The sequence below is a fragment of the Halomarina litorea genome (assembly GCF_024227715.1).
GTDB classification, from domain to species: Archaea; Halobacteriota; Halobacteria; order Halobacteriales; family Haloarculaceae; genus Halomarina; species Halomarina litorea.
This window is the reverse complement of record NZ_CP100448.1, coordinates 2,583,021-2,604,374: the sequence shown is the minus strand read 5'-3', so window position 1 is coordinate 2,604,374 and position 21,354 is coordinate 2,583,021. Positions and strand designations below refer to the sequence as shown.

The 21,354-nt window shown below is 69.3% G+C and carries 22 protein-coding genes; 9 read left to right on the top strand and 13 right to left on the bottom strand.

Translation table 11 applies throughout. The annotated features are described in order from the left end of the window. Window positions 1-50: 50 nt before the first annotated feature. Entirely contained in the window at window positions 51-1,016 is a 966-nt protein-coding gene (locus tag NKG96_RS14420; protein ID WP_254535741.1) for an AEC family transporter, read from the top strand. 24 nt (window positions 1,017-1,040) lie between these two features. On the opposite strand, the gene NKG96_RS14415 is transcribed toward NKG96_RS14420, so the two are convergent. Further along, the gene (locus tag NKG96_RS14415; protein WP_254535740.1) at window positions 1,041-1,376 is read right to left on the bottom strand and encodes a DUF5811 family protein; all 336 of its coding nucleotides are present in this window, start codon (window positions 1,374-1,376) and stop codon (window positions 1,041-1,043) included. A gap of 58 nt (window positions 1,377-1,434) precedes the next feature. Beyond that, a complete protein-coding gene (locus NKG96_RS14410; RefSeq protein WP_254535738.1) occupies window positions 1,435-1,920 on the bottom strand; it encodes a pyruvoyl-dependent arginine decarboxylase in 486 nt (161 codons plus the stop codon). Window positions 1,921-2,035: 115 nt separating this feature from the next. Between NKG96_RS14410 and NKG96_RS14405 the strand changes: the two genes are divergently transcribed. Next, entirely contained in the window at window positions 2,036-2,719 is a 684-nt protein-coding gene (locus NKG96_RS14405) for a helix-turn-helix domain-containing protein (RefSeq protein ID WP_254535736.1), read from the top strand. A gap of 80 nt (window positions 2,720-2,799) precedes the next feature. Here NKG96_RS14405 and pan2 read toward each other — a convergent pair whose 3' ends face one another. Together pan2 and pepF are read right to left on the bottom strand one after the other, a co-directional pair. After that, a complete protein-coding gene (gene pan2, locus NKG96_RS14400; protein WP_254535734.1) occupies window positions 2,800-4,020 on the bottom strand; it encodes a proteasome-activating nucleotidase Pan2 in 1,221 nt (406 codons plus the stop codon). An 80-nt stretch (window positions 4,021-4,100) separates the two neighbouring features. Further along, entirely contained in the window at window positions 4,101-5,891 is a 1,791-nt protein-coding gene (pepF, locus tag NKG96_RS14395) for an oligoendopeptidase F (RefSeq protein WP_254535732.1), read from the bottom strand. A 129-nt stretch (window positions 5,892-6,020) separates the two neighbouring features. Here pepF and NKG96_RS14390 point away from each other — a divergent pair, with 129 nt between their 5' ends. Beyond that, window positions 6,021-7,367, top strand: coding sequence for a M28 family metallopeptidase (locus tag NKG96_RS14390; protein WP_254535730.1), 1,347 nt, complete (start codon window positions 6,021-6,023; stop codon window positions 7,365-7,367). Here the strand turns inward: NKG96_RS14390 and truA are convergent, their stop codons facing one another. The 6 genes from truA to NKG96_RS14360 form a co-directional block, all read right to left on the bottom strand. Beyond that, window positions 7,368-8,174: a tRNA pseudouridine(38-40) synthase TruA gene (gene truA / locus NKG96_RS14385; protein ID WP_254535728.1), complete on the bottom strand. Its 807-nt coding sequence runs from the start codon at window positions 8,172-8,174 to the stop codon at window positions 7,368-7,370. Between the two features lie 4 nt (window positions 8,175-8,178). Beyond that, on the bottom strand, window positions 8,179-9,483 hold the full coding sequence (hisS, locus tag NKG96_RS14380; protein ID WP_254535725.1) for a histidine--tRNA ligase: 1,305 nt from the start codon (window positions 9,481-9,483) through the stop codon (window positions 8,179-8,181). Between the two features lie 103 nt (window positions 9,484-9,586). Next, on the bottom strand, window positions 9,587-9,934 hold the full coding sequence (locus NKG96_RS14375; RefSeq protein ID WP_254535723.1) for a DNA-binding protein: 348 nt from the start codon (window positions 9,932-9,934) through the stop codon (window positions 9,587-9,589). Window positions 9,935-9,984: 50 nt separating this feature from the next. After that, window positions 9,985-10,434, bottom strand: a complete 450-nt coding sequence (locus tag NKG96_RS14370; protein WP_254535720.1) for a 30S ribosomal protein S19e — start codon at window positions 10,432-10,434, stop codon at window positions 9,985-9,987. A gap of 114 nt (window positions 10,435-10,548) precedes the next feature. After that, window positions 10,549-11,190 (bottom strand): LysE family translocator, encoded by a 642-nt coding sequence (locus tag NKG96_RS14365; protein ID WP_254535717.1) that lies wholly within the window; start codon window positions 11,188-11,190, stop codon window positions 10,549-10,551. Window positions 11,191-11,231: 41 nt separating this feature from the next. Continuing rightward, the gene (locus NKG96_RS14360) at window positions 11,232-12,248 is read right to left on the bottom strand and encodes a lysylphosphatidylglycerol synthase transmembrane domain-containing protein (protein ID WP_254535715.1); all 1,017 of its coding nucleotides are present in this window, start codon (window positions 12,246-12,248) and stop codon (window positions 11,232-11,234) included. Window positions 12,249-12,316: 68 nt separating this feature from the next. On the opposite strand from NKG96_RS14360, the gene thiL reads away from it, so the two are divergent. Then, window positions 12,317-13,180, top strand: coding sequence for a thiamine-phosphate kinase (gene thiL / locus NKG96_RS14355; protein ID WP_254535712.1), 864 nt, complete (start codon window positions 12,317-12,319; stop codon window positions 13,178-13,180). A 15-nt stretch (window positions 13,181-13,195) separates the two neighbouring features. Here thiL and NKG96_RS14350 read toward each other — a convergent pair whose 3' ends face one another. The 3 genes from NKG96_RS14350 to NKG96_RS14340 form a co-directional block, all read right to left on the bottom strand. Further along, window positions 13,196-14,293: a site-2 protease family protein gene (locus NKG96_RS14350; RefSeq protein ID WP_254535710.1), complete on the bottom strand. Its 1,098-nt coding sequence runs from the start codon at window positions 14,291-14,293 to the stop codon at window positions 13,196-13,198. A gap of 72 nt (window positions 14,294-14,365) precedes the next feature. After that, window positions 14,366-14,608 carry a DUF7123 family protein gene (locus tag NKG96_RS14345; RefSeq protein WP_254535708.1) on the bottom strand — a complete coding sequence of 81 codons (243 nt, stop codon included), beginning with the start codon at window positions 14,606-14,608 and terminating at the stop codon, window positions 14,366-14,368. A gap of 275 nt (window positions 14,609-14,883) precedes the next feature. Continuing rightward, complete coding sequence (locus tag NKG96_RS14340; RefSeq protein ID WP_254535706.1) at window positions 14,884-15,681, bottom strand: molybdopterin synthase; 798 nt, start codon at window positions 15,679-15,681, stop codon at window positions 14,884-14,886. A gap of 109 nt (window positions 15,682-15,790) precedes the next feature. Here NKG96_RS14340 and pyrH point away from each other — a divergent pair, with 109 nt between their 5' ends. From pyrH to NKG96_RS14315, 5 genes are all read left to right on the top strand, one after another. Then, window positions 15,791-16,471 (top strand): UMP kinase, encoded by a 681-nt coding sequence (gene pyrH / locus NKG96_RS14335; protein WP_254535704.1) that lies wholly within the window; start codon window positions 15,791-15,793, stop codon window positions 16,469-16,471. Then, window positions 16,468-18,186, top strand: a complete 1,719-nt coding sequence (gene lysS / locus NKG96_RS14330) for a lysine--tRNA ligase (RefSeq protein ID WP_254535702.1) — start codon at window positions 16,468-16,470, stop codon at window positions 18,184-18,186. The genes pyrH and lysS overlap by 4 nt, the downstream gene beginning before the upstream one ends. A 33-nt stretch (window positions 18,187-18,219) precedes the next feature. Next, window positions 18,220-20,004, top strand: coding sequence for a site-2 protease family protein (locus NKG96_RS14325; protein WP_254535700.1), 1,785 nt, complete (start codon window positions 18,220-18,222; stop codon window positions 20,002-20,004). A gap of 135 nt (window positions 20,005-20,139) precedes the next feature. Continuing rightward, window positions 20,140-20,964 carry a formate/nitrite transporter family protein gene (locus tag NKG96_RS14320; RefSeq protein WP_254535698.1) on the top strand — a complete coding sequence of 275 codons (825 nt, stop codon included), beginning with the start codon at window positions 20,140-20,142 and terminating at the stop codon, window positions 20,962-20,964. Between the two features lie 185 nt (window positions 20,965-21,149). Further along, a complete protein-coding gene (locus tag NKG96_RS14315) occupies window positions 21,150-21,353 on the top strand; it encodes a hypothetical protein (RefSeq protein WP_254535696.1) in 204 nt (67 codons plus the stop codon). Window position 21,354 lies beyond the last annotated feature (1 nt).

Genomic DNA, 21,354 nt, shown 5'->3' with positions numbered 1-21,354 from the left:
GGGTTGCGCCGTTCGCAACCCTTGTAACGGCCCCCTCCGTCGGGTGGGTCGTGTCGCTGGTCTCCATCTTCGCGTCCGCCATCGCTCCCATCGTCGCCATCGGGGCGGTCGGGTTCCTCCTCGGGCGGAGCAAGGACCTGGACGTGGACCCGCTGAACACGGTGGTCGTCTACGTCCTCGTCCCGGCGCTCGTCTTCCACAGCCTGCTCACGACCAGCATCGACGCCGACACCGTCGCCAAACTCGCCGTCGGCGTGACGGCGTATATCGTCGTCCTCGCCGCCCTCGCCGAGGTGGCCGTCCGGGCCATCGGCCTCGACGAACCGCTCTCCAGTGCGACGGTCCTCTCCAGTACCTACCCCAACTGCGGGAACTTCGGCATCCCCCTCTCCGCGTTCGCCTTCGGCGCGGTCGGGCGGTCGACCGCGGTGCTCTTTCTCGCAATCCAGAGCGTCCTCATCTACTCTCACGGGGTGTACATCGCGGCCCGGAGCGGCGGAAGCGGCGGCCTGAGCGGCGTCAAGCGGGTGTTCACCATCCCGCTGCTGTACGCCGTCCTCGCCGCCCTCGTCCTCCGGTTCGTGGGCGTCTCGCCCGATACGGGCACGACGGTCATGCAGACGCTGAAACTCGTCGGCGACGCGGCCATCCCGCTCATGCTGTTGATGCTCGGCAGTCAACTGGTGGGGACGGACGTGCGCGCCGCGCTCGGACCGCTTGGACTGGCGAACGTGATGAAACTCCTCGTCGCGCCGCTGGTCGGTATCGGCATCGTCCTCGCCCTCGCTGGCCTCGGCTTCGGCGTCCAGAACAGTACGGTCGCACGCGTGTTCGTCCTCGAGTGCGCCACGCCGGCGGCCATCACCCCGCTCATCCTCATCCTGGAGTTCGGCGGGGAAGGAAGCGGCGTCTCGCCGGCGGAGTTCGTCAGTTCGGCGGTGCTCACCTCCACGCTGGCGAGCATGGTCACGCTGACTGCGCTCATCGCCGTCCTCCGATCCGGCGTCGTCATCTGACGGCGCGTCGCCCGTCAGAATCCCCTACCCGGCGGTCGGCGAGACGTCGTCGATGGCGTGTTTGACCTGGATGGCCGCCCCCGCCGCGAGTTCGTGGACGAGTGCGTCGCGCTCCTCCGTCGTCGCGTCGGCGGCGAGGCCCGTCGACACGAGCTTGCCGACCGGCGGCTGGACCGCGACGGTGGCCCGCGGCCCGTTCGACCCGTTGCGAATCTCCGACCCGACGACGAACTCGTCGGGGAGGAGCGAGCGGGTACGCTCGGCCAGCGCACGCAGGTCGCGTCGCAGGAGTTCGACCTCCTCGGCGGAGAGGTCCTCGCTCTCGGCTCGCTTCCCCGCATAGGGTGTGTTGCCGTGCATTCGCCCGAGGAACGGGGGGAGGGGTTAAAAAGGATGCGAGGTGCGACGCGTCCGGCACTCAGACGATGGGCGAACTCTCGCCGTACACCGCGAGGACGACGGCCGTGGCGTACTCCCCGTCGTCCCCGTTGTCCCCGACGGGGTCGCTCTCCGCGGACTGGAAGCCCTCGTCCTCGAACGCCCAGTCTCGGAGATTCCTCCCGGCGTCGAGACCCTCCTCGACCTCCCGGCGCACCGCCTCGGGGTCGTCGCCCGACGTCTCGTAGAACAGACCGCGACCGTTCGCCTCCGTCGCCCACCCGAGTCCGGCGGCGGCATGGCCCTCCGAGACCGTCGCTCGCGCCTGCACCACGGTCAGGCGTTCGCCCGCGGGACCGAGGTCGGGTGCGCGACCCACGCGTTCGACGCGCGCGCCGGCGGGGACGACCGACGACACGGACACGAGGTTGTAGTTGTGGACGTTCGCCTCGGCGAGTGCGGCGTCGTACGACGCCATCTCCGTCGGCGCGCGCGCTGTCCCCCAGACGACCCGGATGAGTCCCATTGTCCGGGGTAGCGCGAGGACGGGGTAAGGGGTTGCGCTTCCCGTCCGGCACCCGCCGGGTCACCCTCACCCCGAGGGCGCACCCGTTATGCCGTGACGTCGCGTCTCTCCGTCCATGGCCACGCTCATCACCGCGACGATTCCCGCCGAGGAGTTCGCCCTGGCACAGACGCTCGACGGGGTCCCCGAGGCCACGTTCGACTGCGAGAAACTCGTCGAGACGGGCGACGACTCCGTCATGCCCCTGCTGTGGGTCCGCGCCCCGAACTTCGACGCTCTCGACGAGGTGCTGGATGCCGACGACACTACACGCGACGTCACCCTGCTCACCGACCTCGGGGAGGAGCGCCTCTACCGGATGGAGTGGGTCAACCAGATTCCCGTCGTCCTCCGGATGATAACGAACAGCGAGGCGACCATCCTCTCTGCGGCCACCGACGGCGACCAGTGGGTCCTCCGCGTGCTCTACCCCTCCCGCGAGGGTCTCTCCGACACCGTCGAGTTCTGTGAGGAACAGGGCCTCTCGTTCGACGTGCGGAGCGTCCGCGAACTGGAGGGCGAACCCGCTGGCCGCCACGGCCTCACCGAGGGGCAGTACGAGGCGCTGACCGCCGCCGCCGAGCGGGGCTACTTCGCGGTCCCGCGCGAGGTGGAACTCGCGGACCTCGCCGAGGACCTCGACATCTCCCACCAGGCGCTCTCCGAGCGAATCCGCCGGGGTATCGAGAGCCTCGTGGTCGACACGCTCTTGGTGGGTGCGGTTCGCCGCGAGGAACAGGAGAAAGCGAAGGCGCGATAGCGGTGCGGTAGCCGCTACGTGTTGTACCGCGAGCGAGTGAGCGCATCCTGCGCGAACGAGCGCAGCGTAAACGGTCGGACTTATTGGAACGCGACCGGAGTCCCGGTCGTGTCGTCGCCGTCGGAGACCTTCTCGAAGGCCGCCTCGAAGTCACCCATCTCCACGGTGGTGCGGTCGTCGCGGATGGAGAACATCCCGGCCTCGGTGACGAGGCTGGCGAGTTCCGCCCCGGTGAACCCCTCGGTCATCTCCGCGAGCGACTCGTAGGAGACGTCCTCGTGGATGTCCATCCCCTCGGTGTGGATGTCGAGGATGCGCTCGCGGCCCTCGGCGTTCGGTTCGGGCACCTCGATGAGGCGGTCGAAGCGGCCGGGCCGGAGGATGGCGTCGTCGAGCATGTCGAAGCGGTTGGTGGCGGCGATGATGCGAACCTCGCCGCGGTCCTCGAAGCCGTCCATCTCGCTGAGCAACTGCATCATCGTCCGCTGGACCTCGGCGTCGCCCGACGTCTTCGAGTCCGTCCGTTTGGAGGCGATGGCGTCGATCTCGTCGATGAAGACGACGGCCGGTTCGCGTGCGCTCGCCAGTTCGAAGAGGTCGCGGACGAGGCGGGCCCCCTCGCCGATGAACTTCTGGACGAGTTCGGAGCCGGCCATCTTGATGAACGTCGCGTCCGTCTGGTTCGCCACCGCTTTGGCCAGCATCGTCTTCCCGGTGCCGGGCGGCCCGTACAGCAACACCCCTGACGGCGGGTCGATACCGACCGCGTCGAACTGCTCGGCGTCGAGCAGGGGTTCCTCGATGGCCTCGCGGACCTCCAGGATCTGCTCGTCGAGACCCCCGATGTCGGCGTACTCGACGTCCGGCGAGCCGTCGACCTGCATGGCCTGCGCGCGGGCGTCCGTCTCGGCGTCGAGGATGGACTGGATGGAGAAGGAGTCGTTGATGGCGACGCGGTCGCCGGCCTCGATCTCGCCTTCCAGTCGCGGGGCGGCGTCCGTGAGGACCTCCTGGTTGTTGCCGTGTTGCTTGATGATGACGTCGTCGTCGGTCACCTCCTCGACCGTCGCGATGTACCGGACGGACGTCTTGAGCGTCTCGTTCTCGCGCTGGAGCGTGTCGACCTCCTCGCGGAGCGACTCCTGCTGACCGCGGGCGTCGTCGAGTCGCTGTTCTAGCTGGTCGTTCACCTCGAGAAGACGGGCGAAGTGCCGCTGCAGCGCGTCGAGCCGCTCGCCGGGCGACATGTCCGGATCGAGCTCTAACTGCGGGCGATCCGGCAACGAGGGGCTGCGTGACATAGAGTACTGTGCCGATACGAGACTGAGCTAAAAGGGCCTTTGGGTCGCACCAGTCGCTCGCCCCGACCGTCGAATCGACCTCAGACCAGGCTCGCGAACTCGTCGACGTACTCGCGGTACGTCTCGACCGCAGACTCGATGGGCGCGGGCGACGCCATGTCCACGCCGGCGATGCGAAGCAGGTCGAGGGGGTACTCGCGCGAGCCAGACCGGAGGAACCGGCGGTAGTCCGCGGCGGCCGACTCGCCGTCCGCCTCGATCTTCTCGACGAGCGCCACCGCTGCGGAGATGCCCGTCGCGTACTGGTAGACGTAGAACGCGCGGTAGAAGTGCGGGATTCGCATCCACTCGCGGGTGATGTGCTCGTCCACCGTCGCCGTCTCGTAGTAGTCGCGCTTCAGGCCGCCGTACAGGTCGTCCAGCACGTCCGGCGTGAGCGCCTCGCCCTCCTCGGCCATCTGGTGGGCGCGGTGTTCGAACTCCGCGAACATCGTCTGGCGAAACAGCGTCGACCGGAACCGTTCGAGGTACTCGTCGAGGACGTGCCGGCGGAACCGCTCGTCGTCGACCGTCTCCAGCAGGTAGTTCGTCAGGAGCGTCTCGTTGACCGTCGAGGCCACCTCGGCGACGAATATCTCGTAGCCGCTGTAGATGTACGGCTGTTCGTCGCTGGTCAGGTCCGAGTGCAGCGAGTGGCCGAGTTCGTGAGCCAGCGTGAACATACTCGAGATATCGTCCTGATAGTTCATCAGGATGAACGGCTGGCTGTCGTAGGTCCCTCCGGAGTACGCACCCGACTGCTTGCCCGCGTTCTCGTAGACGTCGACCCACCGCGAGTCGAGGCCCTCGGCGAGTCGCTGCTGGTAGTCCTCGCCGAGGGGGGCGACGGCCTCGACGACGTACTCCCGGGCCTGCTCGTAGGGCACTTCTGGGCTCTCGCCGTCCGCGAGGGGGGCGTAGAGGTCCCACATCTGGAGTTCGTCGACGCCGAGGGCCTCGCGCTTCAGGTCGGCGTGGGCGTGGAGGGCGTCGAGGTTCTCCCGGACGGTGTCGACGAGCGTGTCGTACACCTCCCTCGGCACGTTCGAACTGTCGAGGGCGGCCTGCCGCGCCGTCTCGTAGTCCCGCGCCTGCGCGAGTTTGATATCCGTCTTGACGCTGTTCTTGTAGGCCGACCCCACCGCGTTGCGGACCGTCGCCCATTCGCCGTAGAACGTCTCGTGGACCTCCCGGCGGAACTCGCGGTTCGGGTGCTTCTGGAGCTTCGTGTAGTTCGAGAGGGTGAGCTGGGTCTCGCCGTCCTCGGGGTGGTCGACGGTGGGGAACTCCATGTCCGCGTTGGTGAGCATGTTGTACACCTCGCCGGAGGCGCCGGTGACCTCGCCCAGCTCCGCGAGCAGTTCCTCCACCTCGGCCGACCGGGTGTGGGGTTTCATCCGCAACACGTCGTCGAAGTAGTGTTCGTACTTCGCGAGGGCGGGTTCGGCCTCGACGTATGCCTCGATGTCCTCCTGTGAGAGTGCCTGCAGTTCGGGTTCGAGGTAGCTGGAGGCGCTGTTGGCCTGCGAGTACAGCGACTGGGCGCGCGCCTGGAGCGCCTGGTAGGTCTGGTCGCGGGTGTCCTCGTCGCTGCGCATGCTCGCGTAGGAGTAGACGTTCGAGACGGTCCGCAGTACTCGCTCGTACTGGTCGAGGGTCTCGCGGAGCGTCGCCGCGCTCTCCGTCGCCCGCCCCTCGTAGGCCGCGAGTTCCTCGATGAGGCCCTCGCACTCCTCGTAGGCCGCCTCCCACTCGTCGTCGTCGGCGTAGATGTCCTCGAGGTTCCACTTGTACTCCTCGTCGATGTCGCCGCGCTCGGGGACCGAACTCATGGCCGTGAGTTACCCGCACGACTGTTAAACCCGTCGTCGTTCGGCCCTCGCACGGGGATTTCGTCGGTCGGCCGGCGACACCCGGCCGGTGGAGGGGAGAGTTTTCACGGCGTCTGCCGAAGCCACCCCATGGACGATACGGACCGGGCGCTCGGCCGCGCCTGGCACGACGACACCGCCTGGGAGTTCCTGACCAGACTGACCGAAATCGAGGACCGACTCGGCGGCCACCCCGGCGAACGGCGGGCCGCGGACCTCGTGGCCGAGGCGTTCGCCGACGCGGGTGCCGTCCCCGAAATCGAACCTTTCGAGATGAACCGCTGGACCCGCGGGCACGCGAGACTGGCCGTCACCGCCGACCGGGACGGCGAGACGGTCCAACGCACCTTCGAGACCATCGCGCTCCCGTACTCGCCTGCGGGAGACGTACGGGGGGAACTCGTGGACGTGGGCTACGGGACGCCCGGGGAAATCGAGGCCGTCGGCGAGGAACTCGCGGGCAACGTCGCCGTCGCCAGCACGGACACCCCGGCCGAGAAGGGCCGGTTCGTCCACCGCATGGAGAAGTTCGGCCACGCCGTCGCCGCGGGCGCGGAGGCGTTCGTCTTCGTCAACCACGTCGAGGGGCAACTCCCGCCGACGGGTGCCCTGCGGTTCGACGGCGAGGCTGCCGTCCCCGGCGTGGGCGTCTCGAAGGAGACGGGCGCGTGGCTGACCGAGTACGCCGCGATGGGCGCGGAGGCGACTATCGAGGTCGAGGCGCACACCGACCCCGGCGAGAGTCGGAACGTCGTCGGGCGACTCGGCCCCGACACCGAGGAGTGCGTCGTCGTCACGGCCCACTACGACGCCCACGACATCGCCGAGGGCGCACTCGACAACGGCTGTGGCATCGCTACCGTCGTCGCCGCCGCCCGAATCCTCGGAGAGATGGACCTCGACCGGCGGGTGGTGCTGGCGGGCGTGGGCTGTGAGGAGATCGGCCTGATGGGGAGCGAAACCCTCGCCGATTCGCTTCCCACCGACCGCGTGCGTGCGGTCTGCAACGTCGACGGCGCCGGCCGCGCCCGGAACCTCCGGGCGTACACCCACGGGAGCGGTCGGATGAAGGACCTCGCGGAGCGAGTCACCGACGAGTGGGGCCAACCGCTCGCGGTCACCGAGGAACCGCACCCCTACAGCGACCACTGGTGGTTTCTGCGCGCCGGCGTCCCCGCACTCCAGTTGCACAGCCAGTCACCCGCTGGTGCCGAGCGGGGTCGGGGGTGGGGCCACACCCGCGCCGACACGCGCGACAAGGTGGAGGTCCGCGACCTGCGCGAACACGCGATGCTCACCGCCCTTCTCGTGCGGGAACTCGCCGCGACCGACGACCCCGGACGCGTCGACCCGGACACCCTCGCCGACCAGTTGCGCGAGGCCGACGCCGAGGCCGGGATGCGCGCTGCGGGCCTCTGGCCCGACGACTGGGACTGACTACTCTCCGCAGCCGTCCCGTATCGTCCCCGCGACCCGCGCGCCCGTCTGTCGCTCCACGCGCCGCGCCTCGAACACCTCGCGGGCGCTGGACGCGGCACGCTCGTCGACGGTGAAGTCGAGATCGTCGTAGGCCACGTCGGTCAGGACGAGCGGTTCGGGCGGGGCCGCGGGAACCCCCTCGCCGCCCGAGAGGACCTCGTCGGAGAGCGCTCGCTCGACGTAGCCCTCGTCGCGTTCGCCCCGGGCGACGACGTCCAGCAGTCCCACGAGTCGGCGCACGAGTTCCCGCGCGAATCCGCCCGACTCGACCGAGACCACGAGGTACTCCCCGTCTGCCGCGAGCGTCGTCTCCAGGGTTCGCTCCGTCCCCTCCTCGTCGGGCGTGAGGTTGTGCAGGTCGTTGTGCCCCGAGAGGGAAGCGAGGACGGTCCGGGCGCGGGCCGTATCCGCCTCGGGCGCGTGGAGGTGGTAGGTGTAGGTCCGCGAGACGGCGTCGTGGGTCGCGTGGAACCCCTCGGGGACCGGCGCGGACGCCCACGCGCGAACGTCGGCGGGGAGTTCGGAGTTGAGCGACCGGGGGGTCAGCCAGTCCGGTCCCTCCAGCGTGACCGTCTGTGCCAGTGCCGAGACGCCGGCGTCGGTCCGCCCCGCGGCGGCGTACCCGGCGGGGCGGTGGTCCTCGGGGTCGTACACCCCGAGGCGGGCGAGCGCCGAGAACAGCGTCCCCTCGACGGTGGGGACGTCCGGTTGGCGCTGGAAGCCGTAGAAGGCGGTTCCGTCGTACGCCACACGGAACGCCCGCATCGGCCTACTCGAAGTCCTCGTAGGTCGGCCGGCCCGACTCGGGCGGGAAGTCCTCGAGGGGGACGGCGGTCTGCTCGCCGCTCTCCATGTCCTTGATGGTCAGTTCGTCGTTCTCCAGGTCGCGCTCCCCGACGATGACGACCGTCTCGGCGTTGATGGAGTCGGCGTACCCCATCTGCGCGCCGAAGCTCCGGTCGGAGACGTCTGTCTCGACGACGTGACCCAGTTCGCGCAGGTCGCGGGCGACGTCGCTCGCCACGGCCCGGGTGTCGCCGACGCTCAGGACGTAGTAGTCCGTCGAGACGGCCTCCTCGGGCCAGACGCCCGCCCGCTGGAGGAGGAGGGGGAGGGTGGAGTTCATCACACCGAGGGCGACGCCGACGGCGGGGGTGGGCTGGCCGCCCGACTGTTCGATGAGGTCGTCGTAGCGCCCGCCGCCGAACACCGACCGCGAGACCTCGCCCGTGGTGTCGAAGCACTCGAAGACGACGCCCGTGTAGTAGTCGAGACCGCGGGCGGTGCGAAGCGAGACGGTGCAGTACTCGCGCGCGCCGAGGTCCTCGACCGCGTCGAGGACGGCTTCGAGGTTCGCGACGGCGTCCTCGACGCGCTCCGTGCCGGCGAACTCGACCAGTTCCGAGAGGTCGTCGGCGTCCAGCAACTGGTCGAAGCGCTGGGCCTCGTCGAACGTGAGGCCGGCGTCCTCCAGCAGGCCGTAGTACTCCGCCTCCTCGACCTTGTCGCGCTTGTCGACGGCGCGGATGGCCGCTCGCGTGTCCACCTCGCGGTCGAACGCCTCGAGGAGGCCGCCGAGGATGTCGCGGTGGGACACCTCGAACTCGAAGTCCTCGGCGTCCAGACCGAGTTCCACGAGGGCGTCGGCGGCGAACGCCAGCACCTCGGCGTCGGCCTCGGGTTCCGCGCTCCCGAAGACGTCCACGTTCGTCTGGTAGAACTCGCGGAAGCGCCCCTGCTGGACCTGCTCGTAGCGCCAGAACGGGCGCGTCGAGAACCACTTGATGGGCTTCGAGAGCTCCTGCTGCTTGGCGACGACCATCCGCGCCACGGTCGGCGTGAGTTCGGGCGTCAGCGTGACGTGACGGCCGCCCTTGTCCTCGAAGGCGTACAGTTCGTCGACGATGTCGTCGCCGCTCTTGTCCGTCCACAGTTCGGCGCGTTCGAGCGCGGGCGTCCCTATCTCGCGGAAGCCGTACCCGCGCGCGACACGCTCGATGGTGTCGATGACCTCCCGGTGGGGGGCCATCTCGGCGGGGTAGAAGTCACGAAACCCCTTGATGCCCTCGTACATACCGGAGAGTCACGGAGGGCGTACTTCAACCGAACGGTACGGGGACACGGGGACCCACGGCGCGGGCGCTCGCGAGGCGGGAAAACCGGAGGACGTGACCGGGTTACCGGTGCTTGATGTTGAAGCTCTTCGAGTCCGGGGTCAGCTCCTGGAGGAGGCTCTTCATCTGCTCCTCGTCGATCTGGCCCTGGACGCGCCCGGACTGGGCGAGCGCGACGATCTGCTGTTCGATCTGGTCGGCGTGGTCCGGCTTCGACATCTTCACCGAGTTGAGGCGCTTTCGCGCGCCGTCGGTGAGGTACTGACGGAGGACGGCCTTCCGCTGGGCCTCGGCCTGTTCTTGCTGGGCCTTCATCGCCTCCTCGTCGACCTCGCCGCCGCCCTGCTGTTGCTCCTTGAGCTGTTCCATCTTCTTGCGTCGGAGTTCGTCCAGTTCGTCCTCGCTTGGCATAGCTGGTGATTGGGGAGTGGGGAGTAAAACCGTGACGCTGTTTGGCGGGGTTACGCGTAGCGTTCGAGGTCCGGACGGTCGAGGTCCTCGAGGACCTCGCTCGCCGTCTCGTCGAGGAGCGCGCGGCCGTCACCGCTGATGCGGCGGCCCTCGCCCTCGGCCGTCTCGATGTAGCCGGCCTCCTCCAGTTGCTGGAGGATGGTGCGGATGACCTTGCCGCTGGCCTTCGTCTTGCGGTCCGGACGGACGCGGTAGCGCGTCGACCCCTGCTTGGAGCCGCCGTATCGGCTCGACAGTCGCTCGACGCCGATGGGCTGGTCCTTCGCGACGGTGCGGAGGATGCTCGCGGCGCGAATCTGCCAGAAGTCGTCCTGTTCGGGCGTTCGCTCGCGGGCGACCCCCGACTTCGTGAACTCGGCCCAGTCCGGTTCCTCGATGTCCAGCTTCTCGGCGACGGCCTCGATGAGGTCGTTTGCCGGGACGTCGTAGAACGTCGTCATTACCCGTACGGTCCGTCGCGGGCCGTTTAAACACATCGATGACTCCCCGGGGCGAGTGGGTGTGGCACGGCGACGGCGGCCCGGCGCAGTCCCCCGGTTTCTCCCCGCCGCGGGTCACCCGAGGCGCCCCTCCGCCAGCAGTCCCACCCCGAGGCCGACGAGGACCACGCCGGAGGCGGCCTGCACGGTGCCCTCGCGGCCGTCGAGACGGCGACCGAGGGCGTCCGAGAACACGGCCACCCCGCCGAGGTACGCGAACGTCAGCAGGGCGTACGTCGCCCCGAGCAGGCCCATCTCGAGGGGGGCGTCCGCCCCGGAGGCGAACTGCGGGAGGAAGGCGAGGAAGAACAGCGCCACCTTCGGGTTGAGCACGTTGACGAGGACGCCGCGCGCGAACCCGCCCGCGCGGTCGTCTCCCGTCCGGTCGCCCGCCCCACCGGCCGCCTCGACCTCCTCGCCGAGCGAGGTGGCGTCGCGCCCGCGAATCGCGACGACCCCGAGGTAGACGAGGTAGGCCGCGCCGACGTACTTCACGACAGCGTAGGCGAGTTGGGAGGTCCGAAAGAGCACCGAGAGGCCGAGTGCGGCCGCCGCAGTGTGGACGAGGACGCCCGTGCTCACGCCGAGGGCGGCGCGGACGCCCACCGAGCGCCCCGCTCCGACGCCCCGCGAGAGGACGTACAGCGAGTCCGGTCCGGGGGTGACGATGAGTGCGACCGCCGCGGGCACGAACAGGGCGAGCGTCCCGAGGTCCATTCGCTCGCCTCTGGGCGAGGACGCCCCCTAAACCTCCCGAATCACAGTGCGTCGAAGCCGTACATCGCCGCCACACCGCCCCCGAACAGCGTCGGGAGCCAGTAGGTCACGGTGCGGTGGATGAGGACGGCGGCGCTCGCCGCGGCGAGGTCGACGCCCGTCGTCGGGACCAGCAGGGCGATGAGGACGCCCTCGATACCCCCCAGTCCGCCCGGGAACGGGGTGATGGAGGCGAGGGAGCCGATGGGGATGACGAGCAGGGCGGCGGCGAAGGGGACCCGGAACCCGAGCGAGTACAGCGAGAGCCACAGCGACGTCGAGAGCGCGAGCCACCCGATGGTGGCGAACCCGAGCGCGAGGACGAGACGGCGGCGGTCCTCGGCGACGCGGCCGACCGCGTTGAAGAAACCCTCGATGCGGACCCGGACGGCCGCTTCGTCGGGCGCCGAGCGGCCCGGAATCGGGCGGGCGAGGCCGCGGGCGATGGGGGTGAGGACACGGGCCAGCCCCCCCTCGACGTGGAGGCGGAATCGCCAGAGGGCGTAGCCAGCGAGCGGGACGACCAGCGCGAGGACGGCGATGGCTACCCCCGCGACCCGCAACTGTCTGCCGAGGGTCGCCGTCGCACCGAAGTACGCGAGGGCGACGCCCGCGAGCGAGAGCGAGGGGAAGAAGTTCAGCGCGTCCACGCTGGCGATGGCCGCTAGCCCCGACTCGTACTGGTTGTCGGTCGCGTCGGCGATGAGGTAGGCGGTGATGGGTTCGCCGCCGGCCTGCCCGAACGGGGTGACGTTGTTGGCGAACGTCGCCGCCGAGTAGATGAGCACGGACTTGGTGACGCTGATGGGAGTGCCGATGACCCCGAGGACCACTCGGAGCGAGAGGCCCCACGAGACGAGCCACGCGGCACCGACGAACGGCAGGAGGGCGAGAATCGCGGGGTCGGCCATCCCCATCGTCCGGACGATGGTGTCGATGCCGATGACCCACAGCAACACGGCGAGCGCGGCCAGTGCGGCGAGAAAGCCGATGGCGGTCGCCCGCACGTTCAGGTCCATACCCCACGGCGCGGCCGTGAGCGGCTTGAAGCCACCGGACCTTATCTGTCGGGCCGCGATGGGGGTGTATGGACGAACGTGCCGCCCTCGCGCTCATCGGGGCCGACCTCCCCGCGGCGGGCGACGACGCCGCCGTCGTCGACGACCTCGTCGTCACGACCGACATGCTCCACGAAACGACGGACTTCCCCGGCGGGACGACGCGCTACACCGCCGGGTGGCGGGCCGTCGGGGCGTCGCTCTCGGACGTGGCCGCGATGGGGGCCGCCGCCCGCGCCGCAGTCGCTGTCTACGCCGCCCCCACCTTCGAGGAGGGCGACCTCCGGGCGTTCCTCGACGGTGCCGGTAACGTGTGCGAAGCCGTCGACGCCGAGTACGTCGGCGGTGACCTCGACGGCCACGAGGAGTTCACCGTCGCCTCGACGGCCATCGGCCGGACCGACCACCCGGTCTTCCGGTCGGGGGCGTCCCCCGGCGAGACGGTCTGTGTGACGGGCACACTCGGGAGGAGCGGGGCCGCCCTCCGCCTGTTCCCCGAATCACCCGAGCGCGCCAACGACCTCTTTCGCTTCGAACCGCGGGTCGCCGCGGGGCGGGCGCTCGCCCCCCTCGCCGGGGCGATGATGGACTCCAGCGACGGCCTCGCCCGGTCGCTCCACCAGCTAGCCGAGGCGAGCGACTGCGGGTTCGCCGTCGAATCCGACGCCCTCCCCGTCGACGGGGCGGTCCGCGAGGTGGCCGACGACGCGGCCGACGAACGCGAACTCGCGGTCCACTTCGGCGAGGACTTCGAACTGGTGTTCACGACCGACGACCCCGAGGCCGCGCGGGACGCCTCACCCACGCCGGTCACCGCAGTCGGGTCGGTCGTCGAGGGAGGGGACGTGGAGATGGACGGCGAGGCGCTCCCCGACCGGGGGTACACCCACTGAGTCGACCGACACCCTTCAGGCAAACTGGAAGGGGACCGGGGTGAAACAGAGCAGCCCGAGGACGAACGTGAGGACGCCGAGCGCGACGCGTTTCGAGTCGAGCGCCTCGTCGTGGACGGGGGTGGCCGGCCCCGCGTACGCGAGGCCGATGGCGAAGACGCCCCAGAAGAACCAGAGGACGACCCCTTGCAGGGCCTCGCCGGCGACGAACAGGAGGTACCCCCCGAGGCCGAACAGCGCGGCGGGGACGAGCGCGCCGACCGTCTCCTGGCGCTCGCCGAGCATCGCCCGGACGATGTGCCCGCCGTCCAACTGGCCGACCGGGAGCAAGTTGAGGAACGTGATGAACATCCCCACCCACCCGCCGACGACGACGGGGTTGACCCGGCCGACCGCGGGGTAGAGGTCGGCCCCCGTCGCGAGGGCGATAAACTGGATGATGGGCGGGTAGTTCAGGCGCTCGATGCCGATGACCGGCCCCGCCGTGACGGGGTCGAGCTGGAGGCCGACGGCGGTGACGCCGACGGCGGCGACCAGCCCCGCGAGCGGCCCAGCGACGGCGATGTCGAACAGGGCCCGTCGGCTCGGGATGCGCTCGCGCATCCGGATGAGCGCGCCCATCGTCCCGAACACCGTCGGGACGGGGATGAAGTACGGGAGGCTGGCGTTCACGTCGTAGTACCGGCTCATGGCGTAGTGGCCGAGTTCGTGGACGCCGAAGACGCCGAGGACGGCGACGGCGAACGGCCACGTCCGGAGGAGCGACCTCGGGTTACCGAGGTCGGCCTCCAGCCCGTACCACTCGAACCCGGCGAAGAGCGTCGTGACGACCGTCAGGAGCGCGAAGACCACGTTGAGCCACGGGACGCCGTCGGTGCCCGTCGACCGTGGCTCGGCGACGAGGACGTGTTCGCCCGTCCGCACGCGTAGGGACACCTCGTAGCCCGCCTCGCGGAACAGCGGCCAGAGGCGACGCTCGAGGACGTCGGGGGCGACGGTCGGTCGACCGAAGTAGAGCAGCGTCTCGCCCTCGCGACGTGCCTCGTAGACCTGGAAGACCGAGCGAAACGCGTCGACCGGTGGGCCGCGGTTCGGCCCATCGATGTCGTCCATCGGTACGGACAACGAGACGTGTCGGCATAAACCCCGTGACGGCGGGGAGGAGGGGACCAGTTAGCGGGCGATTCAGGCCGGGGCGACGCGCCACGTGGTCGCGCTCGTGTACGACCACTTCTCGATCTCGAGGTCCGTCGCGGAGTCGCTGAGCCGGACCATCAGCGCGCCGATCTCCTTGGGCGAGAGGCCGACGTCGTCCGAGATGAACTTGCTCTTGAAGTACATCTCGCCGTCCGCGGCGCTGCGCCGCAGGTATGCGAGGAGGCGGTCTTCCTTGCTCTCGGACTCGACGGAGGGTGCTGTGACGCTCATCTGTGTGACCTCACCCACCGCTTTCCCACTGGAGAGCATATATCGGCAGGAACGTTAGCGTTGCTTCACCCCGTTCCCGGCACGAATACAAGTAAAACGTTCCTTTCACGAGGCGACGAGAGACGCCGAGAAATTTTAGAACCGGCGCTAAGTTTTTGTTTCCTAACTGAGGTACTTCGAATAAAGGATCGGTAAGGGAGTGATTTCTCGGCGTTAATTACCACCTGTCTCCGTTATGGTGGTGTTATCGTCACGGAAATCGGGACCGATTTCGCTCACGCGCGCTCGTGGACCCAGAACTCCTCCTCGACCGTGACCTCCTTCTTGAAGATGGGCACCTCGTCTTTGAGGCGGTTGATGCCGTCCTCCACGGTTCGGAACGCCTCGCCGCGGTGGCCCGCCAGGACGACGACGAAGACGATGTCCTCGCCGTCAGCGATGACGCCCGTCCGGTGGTGCATCCGCACCTCGAAGACGCCCTCTCGCTCCTCCAGTTCCCGGGAGAGCGCCGCCATCCGCTCTTCGGCGACCCCCTCGTACTTCTCGAACTCCAGTAGTTCGGTGCGCGCGTCGTCCTCGCTGTCTTTCGCCCGTACGCGCCCCGTGAACGTGGCGATGGCACCCGAGCGTTCCGCGCGCGGCGAGCGTTTGACCGCCTCGACCAGCGACGCCAGCGTCTCGTGGGGTTCGGTCTCTTCGATGGCCTCCACGAGGGGCGCGAGGTCCGTATCCGCCCCCTCGCCGCGCGCGAGGACGTCCACCCCTTCGTGGACCGTCCTGTCACCGACGACGACGGTGGGGTAGCGACTGGCGTCGAACCCCTCCGCAACGAGGTACTCGCACGTGCGTGCGGCGTCGTCGACGACGTCGTCGAGCGTGCGCTCCGGTCCCGAGGCGGTCCACCCGCCGCCGCCGACGGCGTGGCTGACGGTGGCCGACTCATCCTCGAACCCGGATTCCCGGTCGTCCGGGTTTCGGGTGACCGACGCGACTGGGCCTTCCTCGGCGAGTCGGGAGACGAGACGCCCGGCGAGCGTCGCCGAGTCCTCCCCGACGACGGTGACGACGTGCATACCGTGAACACACCGGCCGAGGGGCTTTAGCCTTGCTTCGCTCCGTCGCCAGCGGGCGGGCGTCCGTGGTTGGCAATTCTTAAGCGGCGGAGTCGGTAACCCTCCGGCAATGAGAGCAGTCGTCTCCGTCGGCGGAAGCGTCCTCGTGCCGGACCTCGACAGCGGGCGGGTCACGGCGTACGCGGACGTCTTCGAATCGCTCCTCGACGAGGGGTACGAACTGGGGCTGGTCGTCGGCGGGGGCCGCGTCGCCCGCCAGTACATCGGTGCCGCCCGCAACATCGGTGCCAACGAGATGGCCCTCGACCAGATCGGTATCGGCGTCACCCGTCTGAACGCCCGCCTGCTCATCGCCGCACTCGGCGAGCGAGCCGCGCCCAGACCTCCCGAGTCCTACGAGACGGCGGCGACGGCGCTCCACCGCGGTGACGTGCCCGTCATGGGCGGGCTCGTCCCCGCCCAGACGACCGACGCGGTGGCCGCCGGCCTCGCCGAGACGGTCGACGCCGACCTCCTCGTCTACGCGACGAGCGTCGCCGGCGTCTACAGCGCCGACCCCGACGAGGACCCCGACGCGACCCGCTACGACGAGATCTCCACGAACGAACTCGTCGACGTCATCGGCGGCATCGAGATGAGCGCCGGGAGCAACGCGCCCGTCGATCTCCTCGCCGCGAAGATCATCCAGCGCTCGGACACCCGCACGCTCGTCCTCGACGGGAGCGACCCCGACCGCATCCGCCGGGCCATCATCGACGGCGACCACGACGGCACGGAGGTCGTCCCGTGAGCGCCGACGACCCCGAGGTGTCCGACTCGACGGCCCCCGGTGCCTTCGACAGCGACCCGCTCTCCGCCGACGAGTCGGGCGACGGGGACGGCGACGGCGAGCGACACCGCGCCTTCTGGGCGGACACCGTCGCCGACGAGATTGAGGCCCGCGACCCCGAGGACCCCATCATCGTCAAGGGCGGCGTCTCGCCGTCAGGCGTGCCCCACATCGGCCACCTCAACGAGATCATGCGCGGGTACTTCGTCGCCGAGGCGCTGCGCGACCGGGGACACGAGGTCCGGCAGGTGTTCACGGCCGACGACCGCGACCCCCTCCGTGGCGTCCCGCGGACGCTCTCGACGCTCGACTGGGAGGTCGTCTCGCTCGGCGACACCGAGAACCCGGGCGCCCTCGGGCGAAACCTCGGCAAGCCGCTGACGAGCGTCCCCGACCCCTTCGGCTGCTGTGACTCCTTCGGCGACCACCAGACGCACCTACTGGAGAAGATGGCGGAGTCGATGGGCGTCCCCATCGACGTGGTGTCGAACACGGACCTCTACGAGGAAGGGGCGTTCGAGGCCGTGACGCGCGAACTCGTCGAGAAGCGTGACCTCGCGCGCGACGTCCTCTCGGAGTATCAGGCGAAGATAGACGACGACGAGGCGTACGTCCCGTTCAACCCCATCTGTGAGAACTGCGGAAAGATCACCGAGGACGTGCGCGGGGTCGACGTCGAGGCGGGCACCGTCGACTACGTCTGTTCGGACATCGAGGCGGGCAATCAGGTCATCGAGGGCTGCGGCCACGAGGGGACGGCGACGTTTCGCGAGGGGAAGCTCCCGTGGCGCTTCGAGTGGCCCGCACAGTGGGCCGTCCTCGACGTGGACTTCGAACCGTTCGGCAAGGACCACGCCGAGGGGTCCTGGCCCAGCGGCGAGCACATCGCCCGCGAGGTGCTGGAGCGCGAACCGCCCGTCCCGATGGTGTACGAGTGGTTCACGTACAACGGCGAGGCGCTCTCCTCCTCGTCGGGCCACGTCATCACCGTCGACGACGTGCTGTCGATGCTCGAAGTGGAGGTGTTCCGGTACTTCTTCACGAAGGCACCCAAGCGCGCCCGCGACTTCGACGTCCACCGACTGGACCAGTTGGTCGACGAGTTCGACCGCTTCGAGCGGGTCTACTTCGGCGAGGAGTCCGGCTCCGAGCAGGAACGGGCGCTCGCCGAACGCGCCTACCCGATGTGCGTCGACGAGGTCCGCGAGGGGCAGGTCCGCGTCCCCTACACCTTCGCCGCCGTCCTCGGGATGACCGACGACGCCGACTTGCGGACGACGATGGCGACCCGGAGCGGCCACCTCCCCGAAGACGCACCGGACTGGGCCGTCGCGGACGCCCTCGCGCGCGTGGAGAAAGCCCGAACGTGGGCGGTCCGGACCGACAACGAGTACAACTACCGCCTCGCGGAGGACCTGCCCGAGGTGGACGTGACCGACGAGGAGACCGCCGCGCTGGACGCCCTCGCAGACTTCGTCGAGTCCGAGTCGCCCGACGCCGACGCCCTCCAGGAGGAGATATACGAGGTGGCCCGCGCCAACGGCGTCGAGGTGGGCGACTTCTTCACCCTCGGCTACCGCCTGTTCCTCGACGAGGAGCAGGGCCCGCGCCTCGGCCCGTTTCTCGCCGCGCTGGACCGCACCTTCGTCCTCCGGCGACTCAGGCGCGAGGGATAACTCTCATACCGGTCACCCCCCTTTTCTCGGGTAATGGTCGACACGCTCTGGCTGGTCCTCTCGGGGGTCGTCCTCTACACGGTGATGATGATGGCCCTCCGCGCGCGGGGACTCCTGCCGGACTCCGTCCGCGTCTCCGGCCCCATCACCACCATACACACCCAGCGCGGGAAGGTGTTCCTCGACTGGCTGGCCCGCCCGAAGCGTCTGTGGCGGGCGTGGGGCAACTTCGGCATCGGCATCGGCATCGTGGTGATGTTCGGCGTCTTCTTCGCCGTCCTCTTCGCCGGGTTCAGCGCGCTCACCAACCCGCAACCGAGCGCCGTCACCGAACCGCAGAACGTCCTCGTCATCCCCGGCGTCAACGAGTTCCTCCCGCTGTCGGTCGCTCCCGAGATCATCGCGGGGCTGCTCATCGGTCTCGTCGTCCACGAGGGGGGCCACGGGCTGTTCTGCCGCGTCGGCGACATCAAGATCAGTTCGATGGGGCTCGCGCTCCTCGCGTTCATCCCCATCGGTGCGTTCGTCGAACCCGACGAGGAGAGCCGCGAACGGGCGAACCGGGGTGACCAGACCCGGATGTTCGCCGCGGGCGTCACCAACAACTTCGCGGTGACGATCATCGCCTTCGCCCTCCTGTTCGGCCCCGTCATCGGGAGCATCGGTATCGCCCCCGGCGCGGGCGTCGGCGACGTGGTCGGCGGGTCCCCGGCAGCCGAGGCGGGCATCGACCGCGGCGACCGCATCGTCGCCGCCGCCGGGCAGAACGTCTCCGACAGCGCCGACCTGGAGCGCGTCCTCCGCGAGACGGAGCAGTCCGCGGTCGAACTGACCGTCGCCGGAGGCGACGGCGAGCGGACCGTCACCGTCGAGCGTTCGCTCATCATGACCCGGTCGACGCCGAGCGTCGTCGGCGACCTGAACGTCAGCGACCCGCCGCGCATCCAGTCGGTCGCCGGCCGGGACGTCTCGACGACCGCCGGGTTCTACGACGCACTCGCCGCGACCCCCGTCGCCACCGTCGAGACCGACAGGGGGGAGTTCCAACTCGTCGGCGGGGCGTACTACGAGCGCCTGACGCCCGGCGGTGGCCTCGAGGCGGCGCTCTCCGACGCGGGCTACTCGACCGAGGGCCCCGTCGTCGTCACCCGGTTCGACGGCGAGCGGACGGTGACCGTCGAGGAGTTCCAGGCCGTCAGGGAGGAGACGCGGCCCGGTCAGACCGTCCCCGTCGAGGTGTACGTCGGCGGCGAACTCCGGCAGGTGTCGGTGACGCTCGGCGAGTCGCCGACCGACGAGGCCGGCCTCGTCGGCATCTCGGGGCCGCACGTCGGCACGGGCGGCATTGACGTCGACGACGTGGGCGTCAACACCTACCCGGCGTCCTACTACCGGAACGTCCTCGGCGGGTCGGGCGGGACCATCGAAACGTTCTTCCAGCGCGTCGGCGCGGTGCTGTTCCTTCCCCTCGCGGGGACCGTCGGGCAGATTCCCTACAACTTCGCGGGGTTCGTCGACCCGGTGACGAACTTCTACACCGTGGAGGGTCCGCTGTCGTTCCTCGGCGGCGGCCTGTTCCTGCTGGCGAACCTCCTGTTCTGGACCGGATGGATCAACATCAATCTCGCGTTCTTCAACTGCATCCCCGCGTTCCCCCTCGACGGCGGGCACATCCTGCGCACGTCGACCGAGGCCGTCGTCTCCCGGCTCCCGGTCCCGGGCGGCCGACGCCTGACGAGCGCCATCACGACGGTCACCAGCGTCGTCATGCTCGTGAGCGTCTTCCTGATGGTGTTCGCCCCGCAACTGCTGCGCTGACGGTCGCCGGGGTGTGGGCCCCGAGACCGGAGACCGGCGTCGACGACGGGCTATCGATACCCGCGACCCGTTCCGGAGCCGGAAGAAGTATTCTCCGGACGCGAGTACGGACGCCACGTCCTGACGGGCGCCTCCATGACCGACCCCGACTACGACACCCAGCGCGACTACACGGCCATCCTCGAAAATCAGGTCGAGGAGGGACTGATCGCCATCCGCCGACCCGCGAGCGGACAGTTCCTCTCGGCGCTCTCCTGTGGCCTCGACCTCGGTATCGGGATGTTCCTGCTCTTCGCCGTCCACACGGCCGTCGCCGGCGTCTACGCGAGCCCGACGATGGAGTTCATCACGGCGGGCGCCTACAGCGTCGGGTTCATCCTCGTCATCCTCGGGCGACTCGAACTGTTCACCGAACACACCACGCTCGCCGTCCTCCCGGTACTCACGGGGCGGGCGTCGACTGCCGACCTCGCCCGCCTCTGGGTGGTCGTCCTCGGCGCGAACATCCTCGGGGGAATCCTGTTCGCGCCCGTCGCCGTCTACGCCGGGCCGGAACTCGGCGTCGTCGACGCCGCGTCGTTCATCAGCATCGCGTCGACGTTCGTCGAGATGTCGCCCGGCGGCCTGTTCGTCGGCGCGGTGTTCGCCGGGTGGCTGATGGGCCTGCTGTCGTGGATTCTCACCTCCGCGCGCGACACCATCAGCCGCCTCGTCGTCATCCTCCTCGTCACGTTCACCATCGGCTTCCTCCACCTGCCCCACTCCATCGCGGGCAACATCGAGGTGCTCTCGGGCGCGCTCGTGAGTTCGTCCATCACGTACGCCGACTGGGCGCTGTTCGAGGTGGTCACCGTCGCCGGCAACGCCGTCGGGGGCGTCGTCTTCGTCGCCCTGTTCAAGTACGGCCACGCGGTCCGCTCGGCGGAGGAACCGGACGTGGACATCTCGCGGGGCGACTGAGCCGACTCCGCGACGGCGTCGTCGAGGGCGTTCGCCACGCGGGTCTCGAGGAGCAAGAGCAGGTTGTACGTCGAACACGCCTGAGAGCCGACGACCACCGCTGCGAGCCACGAATCGACGCCGAGTGCGACGAGTACGGCGACGAGGAGGCGCGCCAGCAGGAGGTTACCGAGCGTCGAGGAGACATGACGGAGACGGCGCCGAGTTGCTTGTCGACGTCGTCCACGCCCGAGTCGTCGGAGAGCGGACTGCCGAACGCGAGGAACGTGAGTGTGGTATACGAGAGGAGCGCTTCGGCGACGAACAGGAAGACGGTCACCGTCTGCGGCGTGCCGAACGACTCGATGAACAGCGCGCCGCTTCCCCAGATAGAGAGCGTGAACCCGTAGG

What these genes read in the sequence shown, in the direction of transcription:
- NKG96_RS14415 (WP_254535740.1), bottom strand. Translation starts at nt 1,376, where the DNA reads ATGCACGGCAACACACCCTATGCGGGGAAGCGAGCCGAGAGCGAGGAC.
- NKG96_RS14410 (WP_254535738.1), bottom strand. Translation starts at nt 1,920, where the DNA reads ATGGGACTCATCCGGGTCGTCTGGGGGACAGCGCGCGCGCCGACGGAG.
- NKG96_RS14405 (WP_254535736.1), top strand. Translation starts at nt 2,036, where the DNA reads ATGGCCACGCTCATCACCGCGACGATTCCCGCCGAGGAGTTCGCCCTG.
- pan2 (WP_254535734.1), bottom strand. Translation starts at nt 4,020, where the DNA reads ATGTCACGCAGCCCCTCGTTGCCGGATCGCCCGCAGTTAGAGCTCGAT.
- pepF (WP_254535732.1), bottom strand. Translation starts at nt 5,891, where the DNA reads ATGAGTTCGGTCCCCGAGCGCGGCGACATCGACGAGGAGTACAAGTGG.
- NKG96_RS14390 (WP_254535730.1), top strand. Translation starts at nt 6,021, where the DNA reads ATGGACGATACGGACCGGGCGCTCGGCCGCGCCTGGCACGACGACACC.
- truA (WP_254535728.1), bottom strand. Translation starts at nt 8,174, where the DNA reads ATGCGGGCGTTCCGTGTGGCGTACGACGGAACCGCCTTCTACGGCTTC.
- hisS (WP_254535725.1), bottom strand. Translation starts at nt 9,483, where the DNA reads ATGTACGAGGGCATCAAGGGGTTTCGTGACTTCTACCCCGCCGAGATG.
- NKG96_RS14375 (WP_254535723.1), bottom strand. Translation starts at nt 9,934, where the DNA reads ATGCCAAGCGAGGACGAACTGGACGAACTCCGACGCAAGAAGATGGAA.
- NKG96_RS14370 (WP_254535720.1), bottom strand. Translation starts at nt 10,434, where the DNA reads ATGACGACGTTCTACGACGTCCCGGCAAACGACCTCATCGAGGCCGTC.
- NKG96_RS14365 (WP_254535717.1), bottom strand. Translation starts at nt 11,190, where the DNA reads ATGGACCTCGGGACGCTCGCCCTGTTCGTGCCCGCGGCGGTCGCACTC.
- NKG96_RS14360 (WP_254535715.1), bottom strand. Translation starts at nt 12,248, where the DNA reads ATGGACCTGAACGTGCGGGCGACCGCCATCGGCTTTCTCGCCGCACTG.
- thiL (WP_254535712.1), top strand. Translation starts at nt 12,317, where the DNA reads ATGGACGAACGTGCCGCCCTCGCGCTCATCGGGGCCGACCTCCCCGCG.
- NKG96_RS14350 (WP_254535710.1), bottom strand. Translation starts at nt 14,293, where the DNA reads ATGGACGACATCGATGGGCCGAACCGCGGCCCACCGGTCGACGCGTTT.
- NKG96_RS14345 (WP_254535708.1), bottom strand. Translation starts at nt 14,608, where the DNA reads ATGAGCGTCACAGCACCCTCCGTCGAGTCCGAGAGCAAGGAAGACCGC.
- NKG96_RS14340 (WP_254535706.1), bottom strand. Translation starts at nt 15,681, where the DNA reads ATGCACGTCGTCACCGTCGTCGGGGAGGACTCGGCGACGCTCGCCGGG.
- pyrH (WP_254535704.1), top strand. Translation starts at nt 15,791, where the DNA reads ATGAGAGCAGTCGTCTCCGTCGGCGGAAGCGTCCTCGTGCCGGACCTC.
- NKG96_RS14325 (WP_254535700.1), top strand. Translation starts at nt 18,220, where the DNA reads ATGGTCGACACGCTCTGGCTGGTCCTCTCGGGGGTCGTCCTCTACACG.
- NKG96_RS14320 (WP_254535698.1), top strand. Translation starts at nt 20,140, where the DNA reads ATGACCGACCCCGACTACGACACCCAGCGCGACTACACGGCCATCCTC.
- NKG96_RS14315 (WP_254535696.1), top strand. Translation starts at nt 21,150, where the DNA reads ATGACGGAGACGGCGCCGAGTTGCTTGTCGACGTCGTCCACGCCCGAG.